Here is a 17,291-nt window from a genome sequence, read left to right as displayed (position 1 = left end):
GATGCCGGCGGCCATCTGGCGAAGGCGCGCGCGGTGCGGGATTTCTTCGACTACTGCCTGACCGCGCAGAGCGACCTGAGTGCGGCCGGGCTCGATGCGTTCGTCGTGCGCGAGATTGCCGCACAGCTCGACGGTACCGTTGCGCAGGCCGAGGCGCTCGACGTGTGGCATCGGTATCGCGCGTATCTCGACGCACTCGCGAAACTGCGCGATGCCGGCGCGGTCGACAAGTCGGACCTGGGTGCATTGCAGCTCGCGCTCGACCAGCGCGCGTCGATCGCGTACCGCACGCTCGGCGACTGGAGCCAGCCGTTCTTCGGTGCGGAGCAATGGCGGCAGCGCTACGACCTCGCGCGGCTGAAGATCGCGCAGGACCCCGCGCTGACGGATGCGCAGAAGGCCGAACGGCTCGCGACGCTCGAACAGCAGATGCCGGCCGACGAACGCGCCGCGCAGCAGCGCGTCGACCGGCAGCGCGCGGCGATCGACCAGATCGCGCAATTGCAGAAGAGCGGGGCGACGCCCGATGCGATGCGCGCACAACTGACGCAGACGCTCGGCCCCGAAGCGGCCGCGCGCGTCGCGCAGATGCAGCAGGACGACGCATCGTGGCAGAGCCGCTACGCGGACTACGCGGCGCAGCGTGCACAGATCGAGTCGGCCGGCCTGTCGCCGCAGGATCGCGACGCGCAGATCGCCGCGCTGCGGCAGCGCGTGTTCACGAAGCCCGGCGAAGCCGTGCGCGCGGCATCGCTCGATCGCGGGGCGGGCAGCGCGCGGTAACGCTCGCGGCGCTGGCGGCACGGCGCATGACGGTCGTTATGCCGCGCGCGTGAGATCGCGAGGCAGGTGTTGCTCGATGGTATTCGCGAGCGTGTCGAATGCCGGCCGGATGCCTTCGTGCGCGACGCATGCATAACCGAGCAGCAGGCCGCGCCGCGCGGTATCGAGGTTGCTGTAGTAGCTGGTGAGCGGGCGCACGATCACGCCCGCATCGAACGCGCTCTGCGTGACCGCGCGGTCGTCGCAGGCGTCGGGCAGGCCGAGCACGAGATGCAGGCCGGCCTCGTCGCCCATCACGGGCAGCGCGTCGCCGAAGCGCGCGCGGATCGCGTCGATCATCAGCTGCCGGCGCTCGCCGTACAGCGTGCGCATCCGTCTGACGTGCGAAGTCAGGTGGCCGTCCATGATGAATTCAGCGAGCACGGCCTGCTGCATCAACTGGCCCTCGCGGTACAGCTCCGACAACCCGGTGCGGAACGTGTCGACGAGATGCTCGGGCACGACCATGTAGCCCATCCGCAGCCCCGGAAACAGCATCTTGCCGAGGCTGCCGACGTAGATCACGCGGCCGCCGTCGTCGAGCCCCTGCAGCGACGCGAGCGGGCGGCTGCCGTAGCGGAACTCGCTGTCGTAGTCGTCCTCGATGATCCAGCAGCGGTGCTGCCGCGCGTATTCGAGCAGCATCCGGCGCCGTGCGAGGCTCATCACCATCCCGAGCGGGTACTGGTGCGACGGCGTGACGAGCACGAGCCGGGGCGGATGCTGCATGTCGCTGGCGCGCGGGTCGAGCCCTTCCTGGTCGACCGGCACCGGCGTCAGCGTGAGGCCCGCCGCCTGCAATACGCTTCGCACACCCCAGTAGCACGGTTCCTCGACCCACGCGCGATCGCCGATGTCGGACAGCAGCCGCACTGCGAGATCGATCGACTGGTGGATGCCCGTCGTGATGATCACCTGGTCCGGCGAGCACTTGACCGAGCGCGCGACGCGCAGGTAATCGGCGAGCGCGCGCCGCAACGGCCGGTAGCCGCCGCCCGGCGCATAGGTCAGCAGCTCGGGGTTCGCTTCCTTCCACAGCCGCGCCTGCAGGCGGCTCCACGTCCGGCTCGGGAACTCCGACACGTCCGGCACGCCCGGCATGAACGCGCCCCATTGGCGTCGCGATACCCCCGCATGCTCGATCAGTTGCCGGCCGCGCATCGACAGGCCGCCCTGCGCGTCCGGCTGTGGCGCCGCATCGGCGCTCGACGGCGGCGGCGCGGCGCCCGGCACGTGGATCGCGGCGGCATCCGGCCGCGTGTCGGCCACATAGGTGCCGCTGCCGGTGGTCGTCAGCACGTAGCCTTCGGCGGTCAGCTGGTCGTACACGTGCAGCACGGTATTGCGCGCGATCGACAGGTCGGCCGCGAGCGTGCGGGAACTCGGTAGCTTGGTTCCTGGCCCCAATTCTCCGGTCAGGATGGCCTGCTGCATCAGCTGCAGCAACTGCCGGTACATCGGCTCGGGCGAGCTACGGTCGAGACGGGCGGAGAGCCAGTCGGCGAGGATCACGGTATCCAAAGTGGTCCTACTAGTAATATTGAAATGGTTCCCTATTGTAGAACCGTGGGCACCGTATAGTGGCTCGCATCTCAAAATCAATTGTCGCGAAGCAAGGGGACAGCCACGATGAAGTCCGATGATGTGATCGTCAGCTTTCGCGGCGTGCGGAAGACCTACGACGGCGAAACGCTGGTCGTCAAATCGCTCGACCTCGATATCCGCCGCGGGGAATTCCTGACGCTGCTCGGGCCCTCGGGCTCCGGCAAGACGACCTGCCTGATGATGCTGGCCGGCTTCGAATTCCCGACCGGCGGCGAGATCCGCCTCGACGGCGAACTGCTGAACAACGTGCCGCCGCACAAGCGCAACATCGGCATGGTGTTCCAGAACTACGCGCTGTTTCCGCACCTGACGGTCGAGCAGAACGTCGCGTATCCGCTGACCGTGCGCAAGCTGCCGGCCGCCGAGCGTGTAGAACGCGTCGCGCATGCGCTGAAGATGGTGCAGATGGAGCGCTTCGCGAAACGTTACCCGGCGCAACTGTCGGGCGGCCAGCAGCAGCGCATCGCGCTGGCGCGCGCGCTCGTGTTCGAGCCGAAGCTGGTGCTGATGGACGAGCCGCTCGGCGCGCTCGACAAGCAGCTGCGCGAGCACATGCAGTACGAACTGAAGGCGCTGCACGAAAAGCTCGGCGTGACCTTCGTGTACGTGACGCACGACCAGGGCGAGGCGCTGACGATGTCCGATCGCGTCGCCGTGTTCGACAAGGGCATCGTGCAGCAGCTCGACACCGTCGACCGCCTGTACGAGTCGCCTTGCAACGAATTCGTCGCGAACTTCATCGGCGACAGCAACCGGCTGCGCGGCACCATCGCGCGCGTCGACGGCGAATTCTGCGAATTCCGGCTCGACGACGGCACGCAGCTCGTCGGCCGCCGCATCGGCGATGCGGCCGAGGGCGCGCCGGCCGTCGCATGCATCCGCCCCGAACGCATGAGCCTCGCCCCGCACGGCGCGAACGGGCATGCGAACGGCGCGGCCGCCAACCGGTTGAGCGGCGAGGCGCGCAGCCTCATCTATTTCGGCGATCACGTGCGCATGCGCTGCGCGTTGCCGGGCCAGGACGAGTGCTTCGTGAAGGTGCCGCTCGGCACCGGCGCGCTCGACGCGTTCTCGCCCGGCGCACCGGTCGCGCTCGCGTTCGCACCCGAACACCTGCGCGTGTTCGCCTGAGCAGGGTTTTCCCGATTTTCCGCTGTACGTCGTCAACAACAACTGCCCACTTCCACCACGAGAGGAGAGGAACCACCATGAACCGAGCAAGCATTACCGCGCGTCGTACCGCGCTGGCACTCGCGCTCGCCGTCGTCGGCGTATCGGCATCGGCTGCCGAACTCACGGTCGTCAACTTCGGCGGCGCGAACGGCGACGCGCAGAAGGCCGCGTTCAACCAGCCGTTCGAGAAGGCGACCGGCAACAAGGTCACGGCCGTCGAATACAACGGCGAGCAGGCGAAAGTGAAGGCGATGGTCGAGGCGAAGCACGTCAACTGGGACGTGGTCGAAGTCGAGTCGGGCGACCTGAATCGCGGCTGCGACGAAGGGCTGTACGAGAAGCTCGACTGGTCGAAGATCGCGAAGAAGTCCGACCTGATTCCGGAATCGCCGCAGGTGTGCGGCGTCGGCTTCTTCGTGTGGTCGACGGCGCTGTCGTACAACGCGGACAAGCTGAAGTCGGCCCCGACCGGCTGGGCCGATTTCTGGAACGTGAAGAAATTCCCCGGCAAGCGCGGCATGCGCAAGGGGGCGCGCTACAACCTCGAATTCGCGCTGATGGCCGACGGCGTCGCGCCGAAGGACGTCTACAAGGTGCTCGGCACGAAGGCCGGCCAGGATCGCGCGTTCAAGAAGCTCGACGAGCTGAAGCCGTATATCCAGTGGTGGGAAGCGGGTGCGCAGCCGCCGCAGTTCCTCGTCGCCGGCGACGTCGTGATGTCGACCGCGTACAACGGCCGCATCGACGCCGCGCAGAAGGAAGGCAAGAACCTGAAGGTCGTGTGGAACGGTAGCATCTACGACCTCGACTACTGGGCGATTCCGAAGGGCTCGCCGAACAAGGCGCTGGCCGAGCAGTACATCGCGTACACGCTGACGCCGAAGCCGCAGCAAGGGTATGCGCAGCACATCGCGTACGGCCCAGCGAACATCGCGGCGATCAAGTCGCTCGACGCGAAGACGCTCGCGAACCTGCCGAACTCGCCGGCCAACGGCAAGAACGCCGTGCTCGAAGACATCGGCTTCTGGACCGACCACAGCGACGAGCTCGAGCAGCGTTTCGCCGCATGGGCGACGAAGTAACCGGTCAGGCATCCTCAAAGGTGTCCTGATGCAACCTGCCGCGCGGCGCGTCGATCGCGTCGCGCGGCCTTCCGCCGGATCGTCCCCGGCCGGAGAGAAACGTTGAATACGATGACGATCGCGTCTTCCTCGCCGTCGACCGCCGCGCTCAAGCGCGAGCTGAAGGCCGCCGAAGCCCGCAAGCGCACGATGGCGCTGTTGCTGGTCGCCCCGCTCGCGATTTTCCTGCTGCTGATTTTCGTCGTGCCGATCGGCACGCTGCTCACGCGCGCGGTGCAGAACCCGGAGATCGCGACCGCGTTGCCGGGCACGGTCGCCGCGCTGTCGGGCTGGGACCGCAAGGCACCGCCGGCCGACGCCGCGTATGTCGCGCTCGCGGCCGACATGACGAAGGTGGCCGACAGCGAGGCGATGGGTGCGCTCGCGCGGCGCCTGAACACCGAGATTCCCGGCTATCGCTCGCTCGTCGCGAAGACGGCGCGCGCGATGCCGCTGAAAGGCGACAGCGATGCGGCACTGACGCCCGCGCAGACGCGCGCGAAACTGATCGACCTCGATGCGCGCTGGGGCGACGTCGCGTACTGGCAGTCGATCGCGAAGAACGGCAGCACCGTGTCGCCGTTCTACCTGCTCGCCGCGCTCGACCACAAGCAGGACGGCTTCGGCCACATCGTGCAGGCCGATCCGGACCAGTCGATCTATCTGGCGATCTTCGGCCGCACGTTCGTGATCGGCGTCGCCGTCACGCTGTTCGCGCTGCTGCTCGGCTATCCGCTCGCGTACTGGATCTCGACGCTGTCGGAGCGGCGTGCCAACCTCGTGATGATCCTTGTGCTGATTCCGTTCTGGACGTCGGTGCTCGTGCGCGTCGCCGCGTGGATCGTGCTGCTGCAGAGCGAAGGGCTCATCAACACGGCGCTGATCGGCAGCGGGCTGATCTCGCACCCGCTGACGCTGCTGTTCAATCGCATCGGCGTGTATATCTCGATGACGCACATCCTGCTGCCGTTCATGATCCTGCCGCTCTACAGCGTGATGAAGTCGATCCCGCCGACCTACCAGCGCGCGGCCGTATCGCTCGGCAGCCATCCGTTCGCCGCGTTCTGGCGCGTGTACGTGCCGCAGACCTACCCGGGCGTCGGCGCGGGCGCGCTGCTGGTGTTCATCCTCGCGATCGGCTACTACATCACGCCCGCGCTGCTCGGCGGGCCGAACGACCAGATGGTCAGCTACTACGTCGCGTACTTCACGAACGTGACGATCAACTGGGGCATGGCGTGCGCACTCGGCGGGCTGCTGCTCGCGGCGACGCTGGTGCTGTACGCGGTGTACGGGCGCTTCACGCGCACCAACGTGAGCCTCGGCTGAGCGCCGCGCACAACGAAACGGGAAGGGGAATCCGACCATGAAACTCGCCAGGCCGCTGTTCGCGCCGCACATGTCGTTCGTCGAGCGCGCGTGGTACGTCGCGCTGCGCTTGCTCGTCGTGCTGACGCTGCTGTACCTGATCCTGCCGGTGCTCGCGATCGTGCCGCTGTCGTTTTCGTCGAGCACGTTCCTCGTCTATCCGATTCCGGGCTTCTCGATGCGCTGGTACGAGAACCTGATCGCGTCGGACGAGTGGCGGATGGCCGCGAAGAACAGCTTCATCGTCGCGCCGTCGGCGACCGTCGTCGCGACAGTGCTCGGCACGCTCGCCGCGATCGGTCTCACGAAGGCCGACTTCCGCGGCAAGGGGCTGCTGATGGCCGTGCTGCTGTCGCCGATGATCGTGCCCGTCGTCGTGGTCGGCGTCGGCATGTACCTGTTCTTCGCGCCGCTCGGGCTCGCGAACACCTACACGGGGCTGATCGCCGCGCACGCGGCGCTTGGCGTGCCGTTCGTCGTGACGACGGTCGCGGCGACGCTGCAGGGCTTCAACCAGAACCTCGTGCGCGCGAGCCTGTCGCTCGGCGCGAATCCGGTGTCGACCTTCTTCCGCGTGACGCTGCCGGTGATCGCACCGGGTGTGATGTCGGGCGCGCTGTTCGCGTTCGCGACGTCGTTCGACGAGGTCGTCGTCACGCTGTTCCTCGCGGGCGCGGACCAGACCACGCTGCCGCGCCAGATGTTCACGGGCATCCGCGAGAACATCAGCCCGACGATCGCCGCGCTCGCCACGATCCTGATCATCTTCTCGACGAGCCTGCTGCTTGCGCTCGAATGGCTGCGCGGACGCAATGCGCGGCGCGCGGTGAGCTGAGCGGGCGGGCTTGCCCCCGGCAACTGAGTCGCCACGTGTCGTGCGTGGCCGCGCATTGCTTTCATTTCGCTGACTGACGAAGCGGCCGCCTGCACGTTCGATGCGGCTCTGCAACAATACGGGGCGCGGCGGCGCGCGTTCCGTGCGGTGCGACCGGAACGCCGCCGCGAGTCCAATCCGCGACGCGGCGCCACGCGTCGCTCGTCAGCCGAGCGTTATCTTGTCCGAATTCGCTACCCCCGCCGGCGCGCATGAGCCGGCCGTCAACTGGCGCGCGATGTCCGCCGTGCTGCTGGCCGTCGCGCTCGCGACGCTCGACACCGCGATCGCGAACACCGCGCTGCCCGCGATCGCCGCCGACCTGCATGCATCGCCGGCCGCGTCCGTATGGATCATCAACGCATACCAGCTCGCGATGGTCGCGACGCTGCTGCCGTTCGCGTCGCTCGGCGACATCGTCGGCCACAAGCGCGTGTATATCGCCGGGCTCGCGGTGTTCACGCTCGCGTCGCTCGGCTGCTCGCTCGCGTCGACGCTGCCGATGCTGACGGCCGCGCGGATCGTGCAGGGCTTCGGCGCGAGCGCGATCATGAGCGTCAACGTCGCGCTGATCCGCGGCCTGTTCCCCGCGCACCGGCTCGGGCGCGGCGTCGGCTTCAACGCGCTCGTCGTCGGCGTGTCGTTCGCGGTGGGGCCGACCATCGCGTCGCTGATCCTGTCGGTCGCCGCCTGGCCGTGGCTGTTCGCGGTGAACGTGCCGCTCGGCGTGTTCGCGCTGGCCGTGGCGATTCCGTCGCTGCCGCAGACGGCGCGCGGCAAGCACGCATTCGATCCGGTCGCCGCATTGTTCAACGTGATCACGTTCGCGTCGCTGATCTTCGCGCTCGGCGAATTCGCGCAGCGCGGGCCGCTTTCGATCGTATTCGCGTCGGCCGCGGGCGCGCTTGCATTCGGCTGGCTGTTGATCCGCCGCCAGGCCGGGCACCCGGCACCGATGCTGCCGGTCGACCTGTTTCGCCGGCCGGTGTTTACGCTGTCCGCGCTGACCGCCGTGTGCGCGTTCGCCGCGCAGGGGCTCGCGTTCGTGTCGCTGCCGTTCTATTTCGAAACCGTCCTGCATCGCAACGCGGTCGAGACGGGATTCCTGATGACGCCGTGGTCGGCGATCGTCGCGCTTGCCGCGCCGATCGCGGGGCGGTTGTCGGATCGTTATCCGCCGGGCCTGCTCGGTGCGATCGGTCTTGCGTTGCTGAGCGCGGGCATGGTGTCGCTCGCCGCGTTGCCGGCGGCGCCGGGCGTGATCGACATCGGCTGGCGGATGATGCTATGCGGCGCGGGCTTCGGTTTCTTCCAGTCGCCGAACCTGAAGGCGCTGATGTCGAGCGCGCCGCCCGAGCGCAGCGGCGGCGCGAGCGGGATCATCGCGACCGCGCGGCTGATCGGGCAGGCGACGGGCGCGGCGCTCGTCGCGCTGTCGTTCGGGATCGCGGGACGCCACGGGCCGACGCTTGCGCTGATGCTTGGTGCGGGGTTCGCCGGGGCGGCGAGTATCGCGAGCGGGTTGCGGCTCTTTGCGCCGTCGCATCGGGCCGGCGTGGCGGCGGCGTCCGAGCGCGTGGGCGAGCGGGCGGCGGAATAGGCAAGGGCAAGGCACGAGCCGGTGCGCGGCAACCTGCCGCCGCGCACCGGCCTTCAGGCTTCGCTTAGAACCCGCCCGACTTGATCAGCTGGTTGAGGTTCGCGATGTTCAGGCTGCCGAAGCCGGTCGGGTAATCCCAGCCGGTGCCTGCGTTATAGCCATACCCCTGATAGCCGTTGTTCCCCGACACCACGTCGTAGCGCACGAGCGACGGACGCGACGGAATGTCCGCATAGAAATTGCCGGCCGGGAAGCCGAGGCCCGTGCCGTTCGCTGCGAGCAGACGTGCCCAGAGGCCCGTGAAGATCGGCGCGGCGAGGCTCGTGCCGCCGATCTGCTGCAACTGGCCGTAGTTGTAGATGTACGCGCCGGTGCTTTGCGCGGCGTCGAACGACACGTCCGGCAGCTGGCGGTTGCTGCCCGACTGCCACGACGGCGCGGGCAGGATCGTGCTGACGCCGCCGCCCGTTGCCCACAGCTTGCCGTTGTCGTCGAGCCCTTCGTTCCACACCGTCTCGTTCGAGAACGCACCCGACGACGACGTGTAGAGCGTCGTGCCGCCGATCGCGAGCACGTGCGGCGACGAAGCCGGCCACGATACCGTGTAGTTCGAGCCGTCCGGATAGCCGCGGTTGTTGCACTCGTACACGCCTTCGTCGCCCGACGACACCGAGAAGGTCTGGCCTTGCGCCGCTGCCGTCGTGAAGATCTGTTCCTCGGCGTCGAGCGTGCCGTCCGCGTTTGCGTCGGTTTCGCACCAGCCGAGCGACACGTTGATCACCTTCGCGGTGTTGTCCGACACCGCGCGGTTGAACGCCTGCGTGAGCCCCGTGTTGCCGCTGGCGTTGAGGTCCGCCATGTAGAACACGAGCTTGCCGACCTGGCCGCCGGCCGAGCCGACGATCGACTGGCTGTCGAGATCCCATTCGCCCTGGCCGTCCTGGTCGTCGGTATAGCTGCCGCCCGAGCCGTTGGTCTTGACGGTCTGCGTCGAGACCGTGCCGTAACCGTTGCTCGACGTGAACTGCTTCAGGTCCTGCAGCGTCTGCGACACGCCGCCGATCGTGATGATGCCGACGGTGACACCGGCTGCGGTCGGCACGCCGGTCGCGTTGTAGAGGCCCGGGAATTCCTTCGGATAGTGGCCGGTCGCCGTGCCGGCCGCGAGCGCCTGCGGCTTCGACACGTTGCCGATGCGCAGCAGCGGCCGCGCGCGTGCGACGCTCTGCAGCCCGAGCACCGAGCCGACGACGTCGCCGAGCGCGCGCGGCACCTGCGCGGTCGACGTGTTGGCGAAGCCCGAGCGGCCCGCGTAGTCGAAGTGCACGAGCGACGTGTTGAATGCGGTCTTCACGGTGCCGGCCGTGCCGCGTGCGGACACCAGCAACCGGTTCGGTGCGACCTCGACGTTCACGAAGCCGCTCTTGTGCAGATAGTCGACGACCGACTTCACCTGCGCATCGGTCGGCGCGTAGTTGGCGAGAAACTGCTCGTGCGTGAGGTACTGGCGGTAATGCGCGCTGCCGGGCCGGTTCACGTCGCGCGCCAGTTGCTTGAGCTGCGCGGCATTGCGCAGCTTCAGGCTGACGACGACGTCGGTCGTTTCGCCGGCCGCGAGTTCGAGCGACGGTGCCGCACTGCGCGCCATCAACTGCGGGCCGGTCAGAAAGGCCTTCGTATGGGTATCGACCCAGTCCGTCGCCGCATGCGCCGCAGCGGCAGCGAACACGAGGGGTGCCACGCACGCAAGGCGGCGGGGCGACGGCAGGGGCAGGGCAAACCAGGCGTTCCTTTTCATCGGGAGTCCTTTTTAGGAGAGACGACGTTGCTGGAGCCCTCGACCCTTGTGGGGTCGCGAGCGGTGACGAGCGTAGGGCGTCGCTACCGTTCAGGTAGCTGCCAGTTTCCATAGCTGTCAGTTCTGACATCGGGGTGTGAGCGTGCACGCGCTGCGTCGTATGCGCAGACGATCGTGGGCGTGGCGAACGGAACCGGTTCGCGGCACGACGGCGCGGCAATGCGTGACGTTCGCACGCACGAGTCGCTCGTCACGGCGTCGGAACATGCGCGATCGCGGAGTGGATCGATGCGTGAACGCGTGGCGCGCGACCGGTCGTTGCCGCATGCCGCGTCGCACTATGTGGTCAAACGAAGCGATGCGGCAGGAACGGATTCGCACGTGCACAAGAAAGGGGCCGGTCGAACGCAAACGTTTCCCGAACTGTGGAACAGCACGTCGGGCAGTCTTGCAGGCGGCTTTCGGATCGCGTGTCGCCCATGCGGATTAGAGGAAACGCTCGAATCCGGGCGCAGGCGCGCGCCGATGGGTGGGCGGCAGGCCCGCACCGGATTGCACGACGCCGTTCGTGAAATTCCGCCTTGACGCGCGTCGACCGGCGGCTATTCTTCAATCCATAACCAACGGGTTATGAATTTTGAACGACATGCAGACCGATCACGACATGCTTTTCCGGACGCTGGCCGATCCCACCCGCCGCGCGCTCTTCGAGCGGCTGTGCGCGGACGGCGAGCTGACGGTCGCCGCGCTGACGGCCCATGCGGGCGTCTCGCAGCCGGCCGTGTCGAAGCATCTCGGCGTACTGAAGCAGGCCGGGCTCGTGAACGACCGTCACGAAGGCCGGCAGACGCACTACAGCGCGCAGCCGCAAGCGCTGGCCCCGCTGATCGACTGGACGAGCCAGATGGCAGGTTTCTGGCAGAACCGGTTCGATGCCCTCGAAGATCTTCTGAAAAGGATGGACCAGTAATGAACCAGGCCACCACCGAAACGCGCTCCGTCGTCGTCCACCGGGAACTGCCTCATCCACCGGAGAAGATCTGGCGCGCGCTCACGCAACCGCACCTGATCGAGGCTTGGCTGATGAAGAGCGACTTCGAACCCGTCGCGGGCCGCACCTTCAGTTTCCGCGCCGACTGGGGCTCGGTCGACTGCAAGGTGCTGACGATCGAGCCGCCGCGCACGCTGTCCTATACGTGGGCCGCGTACGGCCTCGAAAGCGTCGTCACGTGGACGCTCACGCCGACGCCGGCCGGCACGCACCTGCGGATGGAGCAGGTCGGCTTCCGCACGGACCAGGAGCAGGCGTACCGCGGTGCGCAGCACGGCTGGGTGCGGTTCCTCGATGCGCTCGAACAGGTGCTGGCACGTCCCGACGAAGGCACGGAGGCACGCGCATGAACGCAACGGACCTCACGCCGTCGGAGCGCATCGACGCGCTGATCGCCGGCATCGCCGACTGGCGCGGCAAGACCTTCGCCGACCTGCGCCAGACGATCCTCGCCGCGCAAGCGGGCATCGTCGAGGAATGGAAGTGGATGGGCAGCCCCGTATGGTCGTGCGACGGGATGATCGCGGTGGCGAACGCGCACAAGGGCAAGGTGAAGCTGACCTTCATGCACGGCGCGCAGTTGCCTGATCCCGACAAGCTGTTCAACGACGGCCTCGACGGCAATGCGCGACGCGCGATCGACCTGTTCGAAGGCGACCGGCTCGACAAGCGGGCGCTGAAGAATCTCGTGCGCGCGGCGATCGAGTACAACCGCACGCACCTGAAGAAGAACACGCGGCGCGCGGGTGCGGGCACGAAGGCGCGGGCCGACAAGGTGGCATGACGCGCGACACGGCCGGTCACGCCGCGTCGTGCGCAGGCAAAAAAAAGCCCGACACGAGGTCGGGCATCCAAATCGGCCGCAACCGCCGCGAGGCAGCTGCGGCACCTGCAAAGGCAGGGCGCTTACGCTGCGAGCAGCGAGCGCAGCACGAACGGCAGGATACCGCCGTGCTTGTAGTAGTCGACTTCGATCGGCGTATCGATGCGCAGCAGGACCTGCACGCGCTGCGTTTCGCCGTTCTTGCGGTTGATCACGAGCGTGACGTCCTGCTGCGGCTTGAAGTCGTCGCCGAGGCCTTCGATGTCGAACGTCTCGTCGCCGGTGATGCCGAGAGACTGGACGCTGTCCGAGCCCTTGAACTGCAGCGGCAGCACGCCCATGCCGACCAGGTTCGAGCGGTGGATACGCTCGAAGCTGCGTGCGATCACGGCCTTCACGCCGAGCAGCTGCGTGCCCTTCGCGGCCCAGTCGCGCGACGAGCCCGTGCCGTATTCTTCGCCCGCGAACACGACGGTCGGCGTGTCGGCCGCGACGTATTGCATCGCCGCGTCGTAGATCGACTGCTGTTCGCCGCTCGGCTGGTGGATCGTCAGGCCGCCTTCGACGCGCGTGCCGTCCGCCTTCGCCGGGATCATCAGGTTCTTGATCCGGACGTTCGCGAACGTACCGCGCATCATCACGTCGTGGTTGCCGCGGCGCGAGCCGTAGCTGTTGAAGTCGGCCTTCTGCACGCCGTTTTCCTTCAGCCACTTGCCCGCCGGCGAGTCTTCCTTGATCGAGCCTGCCGGGCTGATGTGGTCGGTCGTGACCGAGTCACCGAAGATGCCCAGTGCGCGCGCGCCCTTGACCGTCGGGATCGACGCAGCCGGTTCCATCGAGAAGTCGTTGCCGAAGAACGGCGGCTCGGCGATGTAGGTCGACTTCGGCCAGTCGTAGACCTGGCCGGACTCGCCCTCGATCTTGCTCCAGAGGTCGCCCTTCTTGGTCAGCTTCGAGTAGTTGTCCTCGAACTTCTTCGGATCGAGCGCGAACTTGAGCAGCGCGTGGATTTCGTCGCTTGTCGGCCAGATGTCGCCGAGGTAGATGTCGCGGCCGCCCTTGCCCTTGCCGACCGGCTCGGTCATCAGGTCGCGCGTGATGTTGCCGGCGATCGCGTACGCGACGACGAGCGGCGGCGACGCGAGGAAGTTCGCGCGGATGTTCGGGTGGATACGCGCTTCGAAGTTACGGTTGCCCGACAGCACGGCTGCCGCGACGATGTCGTTCTTCGTGATCGCTTCGTTCAGCTCCGGCGTCAGGTCGCCCGCGTTGCCGATACAGGTCGTGCAGCCATACGCCGCGACTTCGAAACCGAGCTTCGACAGGTAGGGCAGCAGGCCCGTCTTCGTCAGGTACTCGGTGACGATGCGCGATCCCGGCGCGAGCGAGGTCTTGATCTTCGGATCGACCGTGAGGCCGGCCTCGACCGCCTTCTTCGCGAGCAGGCCGGCGGCCAGCAGCACGCTCGGGTTCGACGTGTTCGTGCACGACGTGATCGCGGCGATCAGGATGTCGCCGTTCTTCACGTCGACGCCGTTGCTCGTCGTGTACTGCGTGCCCAGGTCGTCCGCCTTCTTCGCGAAGCCGTTTTCCGCGACCGGCTTCGAGAACAGGTCGGTGAACGTCGACTTGACGTTGCCGATCTCGATGCGGTCCTGCGGGCGCTTCGGGCCGGCCAGCGACGGGGCGACCGTTGTCAGATCCAGCGTCACGACCTTCGTGTAGTCGATGTCGCCGGCCTTCGGGATCCCGAACAGCTTCTGCGCCTTGAAGTAGTTCTCGAACGCGGCGATTTCCGCCTTCGTGCGGCCCGTGCCTTCGAAGTAGTCGATCGTCTTTTCGTCGACCGGGAAGAAGCCCATCGTCGCGCCGTATTCGGGCGCCATGTTGCCGATCGTCGCGCGATCCGGCAGCGACAGCGACTTCGTGCCTTCGCCGAAGAACTCGACGAACTTGCCGACGACCTTCTCCTTGCGCAGCATTTCGGTGATCGTCAGCACCAGGTCGGTGGCCGTCACGCCTTCGCGCAGCTTGCCCTTCAGCTCGACGCCGACGACGTCCGGCGTCAGGAAGTACACCGGCTGGCCGAGCATGCCGGCTTCCGCCTCGATGCCGCCCACGCCCCAGCCGACCACGCCGATGCCGTTGATCATCGTCGTGTGGCTGTCCGTGCCGACGAGGGTGTCCGGGTAGTACACGGTGTCGCCGCCGTCCGCCTTCTTGTGGACGCCGCGCGCGAGGTATTCGAGGTTCACCTGGTGGACGATGCCGACGCCCGGCGGCACGACCTTGAACGTGTCGAATGCCTGCATGCCCCACTTCATGAACTGGTAGCGCTCGTTGTTGCGCTGGAATTCCAGTTTCATGTTCAGGTCGAGCGCGTCCTTCTGGCGGAAGTAGTCGATCTGGACCGAGTGGTCGACGACGAGATCGACCGGAACCAGCGGCTCGATCTTCTTCGGGTTCTTGCCCGTACGCTCCGCGACGCCGCGCATGGCCGCGATGTCGGCGAGCAGCGGCACACCCGTGAAGTCCTGCAGCACGACGCGCGACACCACGAACGGAATCTCGTCGACGCGCTTCGCGGTCGGCTTCCAGTTCGCGAGCTGCTCGATGTGCTCTTCGGTGATCTTCTTGCCGTCGTAGTTGCGCAGCACGGACTCGAGCACGATACGGATCGACACCGGCAGGCGTTCGATCTTCGTCTTCAGTTCCTTGCCGAGCTGCGGCAGCGAGTAGAACTTGCCTTTGCCGGAACCGCTGTCGAATTCCTTGAGGGTCTTGTGGAGATTGTGGGCCATGGTGATTTTCCTGGGTTTAAGGCTAGGAAACAAATAGTCCTGTATCTGACGGCTATATCACATACAAGTCGACGTACTCATCGACCGGCATCGCTTCGAGCTTTGCCTGGTCCAGCGACACGTCGAGAATCGCTTGTTGCTGCTTTGCCGGGAAGCGGCGGGCAAGGTTGGTCCTGAACTTCTCGACCAGGAGCGGGATGCCTTCCGCACGCCGCCGCCGATGGCCGAGCGGGTATTCGACCGCCACTTCGGCAAGTTTCGACCCGTCCGTGAACTCGATCGTCAGCGCATTCGCGATCGAGCGCTTGTCCGGGTCGTGGTAATCCTTCGTGAACTGCGGATCCTCGACGCACACCGTTTTCGCGCGCAGCGCGTCGATGCGGGGATCGGCGGCGGCCGCGTCTTCGTAATCGGCCGCGGTCAGCCGGCCGAACAGCAGCGGCACGGCGACCATGTACTGGATGCAGTGGTCGCGGTCGGCCGGATTGGCGAGCGGACCCTGCTTGTCGATGATGCGGATCGCGGCCGCATGCGTGCGGATCGTGATCCGGCTGATGTCGTCGATCGTGCGGCCCGCGGCGGCGAGCTGCGCATGCAGCTGCAGCGCGGCCTCGGCGGCCGTCTGCGCGTGGAACTCGGCAGGGAACGCGATCTTGAACAGCACGTTTTCCATCACGTACGTGCCGTACGGGCGCTGGAAGCGGAACGGCTTGCCGTCGAACAGCACGTCGTAGAAGCCCCAGGTCTTTGCGGTGAGTGCCGACGGGTAGCCCATTTCACCCGTTTTCGCGATCAGCGCGAGGCGCACCGCGCGGGAGGTCGCGTCGCCGGCCGCCCATGATTTGCGCGAGCCCGTGTTCGGCGCGTGGCGGTAGGTGCGCAGCGCCTGGCCGTCGACGAACGCGTTGGACACCGCGTTGATCAGCTCGTCGCGCGTGAGCCCGAGCAGCCGGCCGACGACGGCCGTCGATGCGACCTTCACGAGCAGCACGTGGTCGAGCCCGACCGCATTGAACGAATTCTCGAGTGCGAGGCAGCCCTGGATCTCGTGGGCCTGGATCATCGCGACCAGCACGTCGCGCATCGTGAGCGGCTTCCTGCCGGCCGCGACGGCCGTGCGGGAGAGCCAGTCGGCCGTCGCCAGGATGCCGCCGAGATTGTCGGACGGATGGCCCCATTCGGCGGCGAGCCAGGTGTCGTTGAAGTCCAGCCAGCGGATCATCGCGCCGATGCCGAACGCGGCCTGGACGGGATCGAGCTGGAAGGACGTGCCGGGCACCTTCGCGCCGTTCGGCACGATCGTGCCGGGCACGACGGGGCCGAGCAGCTTGGTGCAGGCAGGGTAGGACAGCGCCTCGAGTCCGCATCCGAGCGTGTCGATCAGGCAATGACGCGCCGTCTCCAGCGCGAGCGCGCTGTCGATGCCGGCATTCAGCACGTAGTCGACGATATCGACGAGTACCGTATCCGGAGCAGGGCGGACGTTGGAGACCGGGGCGGACATCGAGGGGCCGATGGGAACGCGCTTAGTTCGTTGCCGGCTTCAGCTCGTTCGACTGCGTCGGTGCCGGCGTGCCTTGTGCCATTTCCGGCGTCACGCATTCGTCCGCGAGGCGCTCGCCGCCGTTTGCGTCGGAGAACAGCATCGCCTTGGTCGGGATCACGATCAGCTTGAAGCCTGCTGCCGGATCGTAGAACGTGTCCGCGCCCGTCGTCGTGGCCTGACGCGGCAGCTTGTAGTTCTTCTTCGCCCAGTGAACCGTGACCACCTGGTCGCGCTTCATGTCGCCGGCGAGGTCGAACGACAGACCTTCCTTGCAGGACCACTTGACCGCGCCGTCCGGTACCGGATCGACCTTGGCTGCGGCGCGTGCCTGTGCCTTCTTGCTGCGCGGGATGATGCGCTTGGCCGGCGCCGGGCGCTTGGCCGTTGCCTTCTTCGCGGTCGTGGTGGTCGTACCCTGGGCAAACGCGCTCGGAGCCGACACCAGCATCGTGGCGGACAAGGCGCCGATGGCGGTAGCGATCAGGAGTTTCTTCATGGAGTCAGAACCTTTCGATAATCAGTTGACAAGGGCCGGCAATCGAATTGCCGGCCGGTTTGAAACTGCACGCGCCCCGAAAGCGCGCAGCGGCCGCTATTTTCACCTATTTGGCCGCGTACATATCAGGTTTTCGGGCTCCGTTACGTTTTTTGTCGTTTCGCAAACCTCTATCCGGTTCGCGTGTCGTCGAATGCATGAAACTCGTGTATC

The 17,291-nt window shown here is 66.8% G+C and carries 16 protein-coding genes; 11 read left to right on the top strand and 5 right to left on the bottom strand.

Going from position 1 to position 17,291, the window contains the following annotated elements; translation table 11 throughout:
- On the top strand, positions 1-783 hold a 783-nt coding region (locus ABY44_RS10035; RefSeq protein WP_431641162.1), incomplete at its 5' end, for a lipase secretion chaperone.
- 36 nt (positions 784-819) lie between these two features.
- Here the strand turns inward: ABY44_RS10035 and ABY44_RS10030 are convergent.
- Positions 820-2,343, bottom strand: coding sequence for a PLP-dependent aminotransferase family protein (locus ABY44_RS10030; RefSeq protein WP_027791106.1), 1,524 nt, complete (start codon positions 2,341-2,343; stop codon positions 820-822).
- A gap of 108 nt (positions 2,344-2,451) precedes the next feature.
- Here ABY44_RS10030 and ABY44_RS10025 point away from each other — a divergent pair, with 108 nt between their 5' ends.
- The 5 genes from ABY44_RS10025 to ABY44_RS10005 all read left to right on the top strand — a co-directional run bounded on the left by ABY44_RS10025 (position 2,452) and on the right by ABY44_RS10005 (position 8,563).
- Positions 2,452-3,558 (top strand): ABC transporter ATP-binding protein, encoded by a 1,107-nt coding sequence (locus ABY44_RS10025; protein ID WP_060173148.1) that lies wholly within the window; start codon positions 2,452-2,454, stop codon positions 3,556-3,558.
- A 77-nt stretch (positions 3,559-3,635) separates the two neighbouring features.
- Positions 3,636-4,682: an ABC transporter substrate-binding protein gene (locus ABY44_RS10020; protein ID WP_021158689.1), complete on the top strand. Its 1,047-nt coding sequence runs from the start codon at positions 3,636-3,638 to the stop codon at positions 4,680-4,682.
- A 111-nt stretch (positions 4,683-4,793) separates the two neighbouring features.
- The gene (locus ABY44_RS10015) at positions 4,794-6,050 is read left to right on the top strand and encodes an ABC transporter permease (RefSeq protein ID WP_060173229.1); all 1,257 of its coding nucleotides are present in this window, start codon (positions 4,794-4,796) and stop codon (positions 6,048-6,050) included.
- 37 nt (positions 6,051-6,087) lie between these two features.
- The gene (locus ABY44_RS10010) at positions 6,088-6,924 is read left to right on the top strand and encodes an ABC transporter permease (RefSeq protein ID WP_060173149.1); all 837 of its coding nucleotides are present in this window, start codon (positions 6,088-6,090) and stop codon (positions 6,922-6,924) included.
- Positions 6,925-7,144: 220 nt separating this feature from the next.
- Positions 7,145-8,563 carry an MFS transporter gene (locus tag ABY44_RS10005; protein WP_060180818.1) on the top strand — a complete coding sequence of 473 codons (1,419 nt, stop codon included), beginning with the start codon at positions 7,145-7,147 and terminating at the stop codon, positions 8,561-8,563.
- 64 nt (positions 8,564-8,627) lie between these two features.
- On the opposite strand, the gene ABY44_RS10000 is transcribed toward ABY44_RS10005, so the two are convergent.
- Positions 8,628-10,361, bottom strand: a complete 1,734-nt coding sequence (locus ABY44_RS10000) for a S53 family peptidase (RefSeq protein WP_060173150.1) — start codon at positions 10,359-10,361, stop codon at positions 8,628-8,630.
- 288 nt (positions 10,362-10,649) lie between these two features.
- Between ABY44_RS10000 and ABY44_RS09995 the strand changes: the two genes are divergently transcribed.
- From ABY44_RS09995 to ABY44_RS09980, 4 genes are all read left to right on the top strand, one after another.
- A complete protein-coding gene (locus ABY44_RS09995) occupies positions 10,650-10,946 on the top strand; it encodes a hypothetical protein (RefSeq protein ID WP_155637934.1) in 297 nt (98 codons plus the stop codon).
- A 61-nt stretch (positions 10,947-11,007) separates the two neighbouring features.
- Positions 11,008-11,331, top strand: coding sequence for an ArsR/SmtB family transcription factor (locus ABY44_RS09990; protein WP_027791112.1), 324 nt, complete (start codon positions 11,008-11,010; stop codon positions 11,329-11,331).
- Positions 11,331-11,762, top strand: coding sequence for an SRPBCC family protein (locus ABY44_RS09985; protein ID WP_060173151.1), 432 nt, complete (start codon positions 11,331-11,333; stop codon positions 11,760-11,762). Before ABY44_RS09990 ends, ABY44_RS09985 begins: the two co-directional genes overlap by 1 nt.
- Entirely contained in the window at positions 11,759-12,196 is a 438-nt protein-coding gene (locus ABY44_RS09980; protein WP_060173152.1) for a DUF1801 domain-containing protein, read from the top strand. Before ABY44_RS09985 ends, ABY44_RS09980 begins: the two co-directional genes overlap by 4 nt.
- A 122-nt stretch (positions 12,197-12,318) precedes the next feature.
- On the opposite strand, the gene acnA is transcribed toward ABY44_RS09980, so the two are convergent.
- The 3 genes from acnA to ABY44_RS09965 are packed head-to-tail and all read right to left on the bottom strand — an operon-like array spanning position 12,319 to position 17,078.
- Positions 12,319-15,036, bottom strand: coding sequence for an aconitate hydratase AcnA (gene acnA, locus ABY44_RS09975; protein WP_027791115.1), 2,718 nt, complete (start codon positions 15,034-15,036; stop codon positions 12,319-12,321).
- A 52-nt stretch (positions 15,037-15,088) separates the two neighbouring features.
- Positions 15,089-16,540, bottom strand: a complete 1,452-nt coding sequence (locus ABY44_RS09970; protein WP_060173153.1) for a bifunctional 2-methylcitrate dehydratase/aconitate hydratase — start codon at positions 16,538-16,540, stop codon at positions 15,089-15,091.
- 22 nt (positions 16,541-16,562) lie between these two features.
- A complete protein-coding gene (locus ABY44_RS09965; RefSeq protein WP_027791117.1) occupies positions 16,563-17,078 on the bottom strand; it encodes a hypothetical protein in 516 nt (171 codons plus the stop codon).
- Here ABY44_RS09965 and ABY44_RS09960 point away from each other — a divergent pair.
- A partial coding sequence (locus tag ABY44_RS09960; protein ID WP_431641160.1) for a hypothetical protein occupies positions 17,077-17,291 on the top strand: 215 nt, incomplete at its 3' end. The two genes, ABY44_RS09965 and ABY44_RS09960, sit on opposite strands and share 2 nt — an antisense overlap.

This window comes from Burkholderia sp. ZZQ-2, assembly GCF_050768715.1.
Lineage (GTDB): Bacteria > Pseudomonadota > Gammaproteobacteria > Burkholderiales > Burkholderiaceae > Burkholderia > Burkholderia cepacia.
This window is presented reverse-complemented; position numbering and strand designations above follow the sequence as displayed.

Coding starts and splice junctions, on each gene's coding strand:
- ABY44_RS10025 (WP_060173148.1), top strand. CDS start 2,452: ATGAAGTCCGATGATGTGATCGTCAGCTTTCGCGGCGTGCGGAAGACC.
- ABY44_RS10020 (WP_021158689.1), top strand. CDS start 3,636: ATGAACCGAGCAAGCATTACCGCGCGTCGTACCGCGCTGGCACTCGCG.
- ABY44_RS10015 (WP_060173229.1), top strand. CDS start 4,794: ATGACGATCGCGTCTTCCTCGCCGTCGACCGCCGCGCTCAAGCGCGAG.
- ABY44_RS10010 (WP_060173149.1), top strand. CDS start 6,088: ATGAAACTCGCCAGGCCGCTGTTCGCGCCGCACATGTCGTTCGTCGAG.
- ABY44_RS10000 (WP_060173150.1), bottom strand. CDS start 10,361: ATGAAAAGGAACGCCTGGTTTGCCCTGCCCCTGCCGTCGCCCCGCCGC.
- ABY44_RS09995 (WP_155637934.1), top strand. CDS start 10,650: ATGCGTGAACGCGTGGCGCGCGACCGGTCGTTGCCGCATGCCGCGTCG.
- ABY44_RS09990 (WP_027791112.1), top strand. CDS start 11,008: ATGCAGACCGATCACGACATGCTTTTCCGGACGCTGGCCGATCCCACC.
- ABY44_RS09985 (WP_060173151.1), top strand. CDS start 11,331: ATGAACCAGGCCACCACCGAAACGCGCTCCGTCGTCGTCCACCGGGAA.
- ABY44_RS09980 (WP_060173152.1), top strand. CDS start 11,759: ATGAACGCAACGGACCTCACGCCGTCGGAGCGCATCGACGCGCTGATC.
- acnA (WP_027791115.1), bottom strand. CDS start 15,036: ATGGCCCACAATCTCCACAAGACCCTCAAGGAATTCGACAGCGGTTCC.
- ABY44_RS09970 (WP_060173153.1), bottom strand. CDS start 16,540: ATGTCCGCCCCGGTCTCCAACGTCCGCCCTGCTCCGGATACGGTACTC.
- ABY44_RS09965 (WP_027791117.1), bottom strand. CDS start 17,078: ATGAAGAAACTCCTGATCGCTACCGCCATCGGCGCCTTGTCCGCCACG.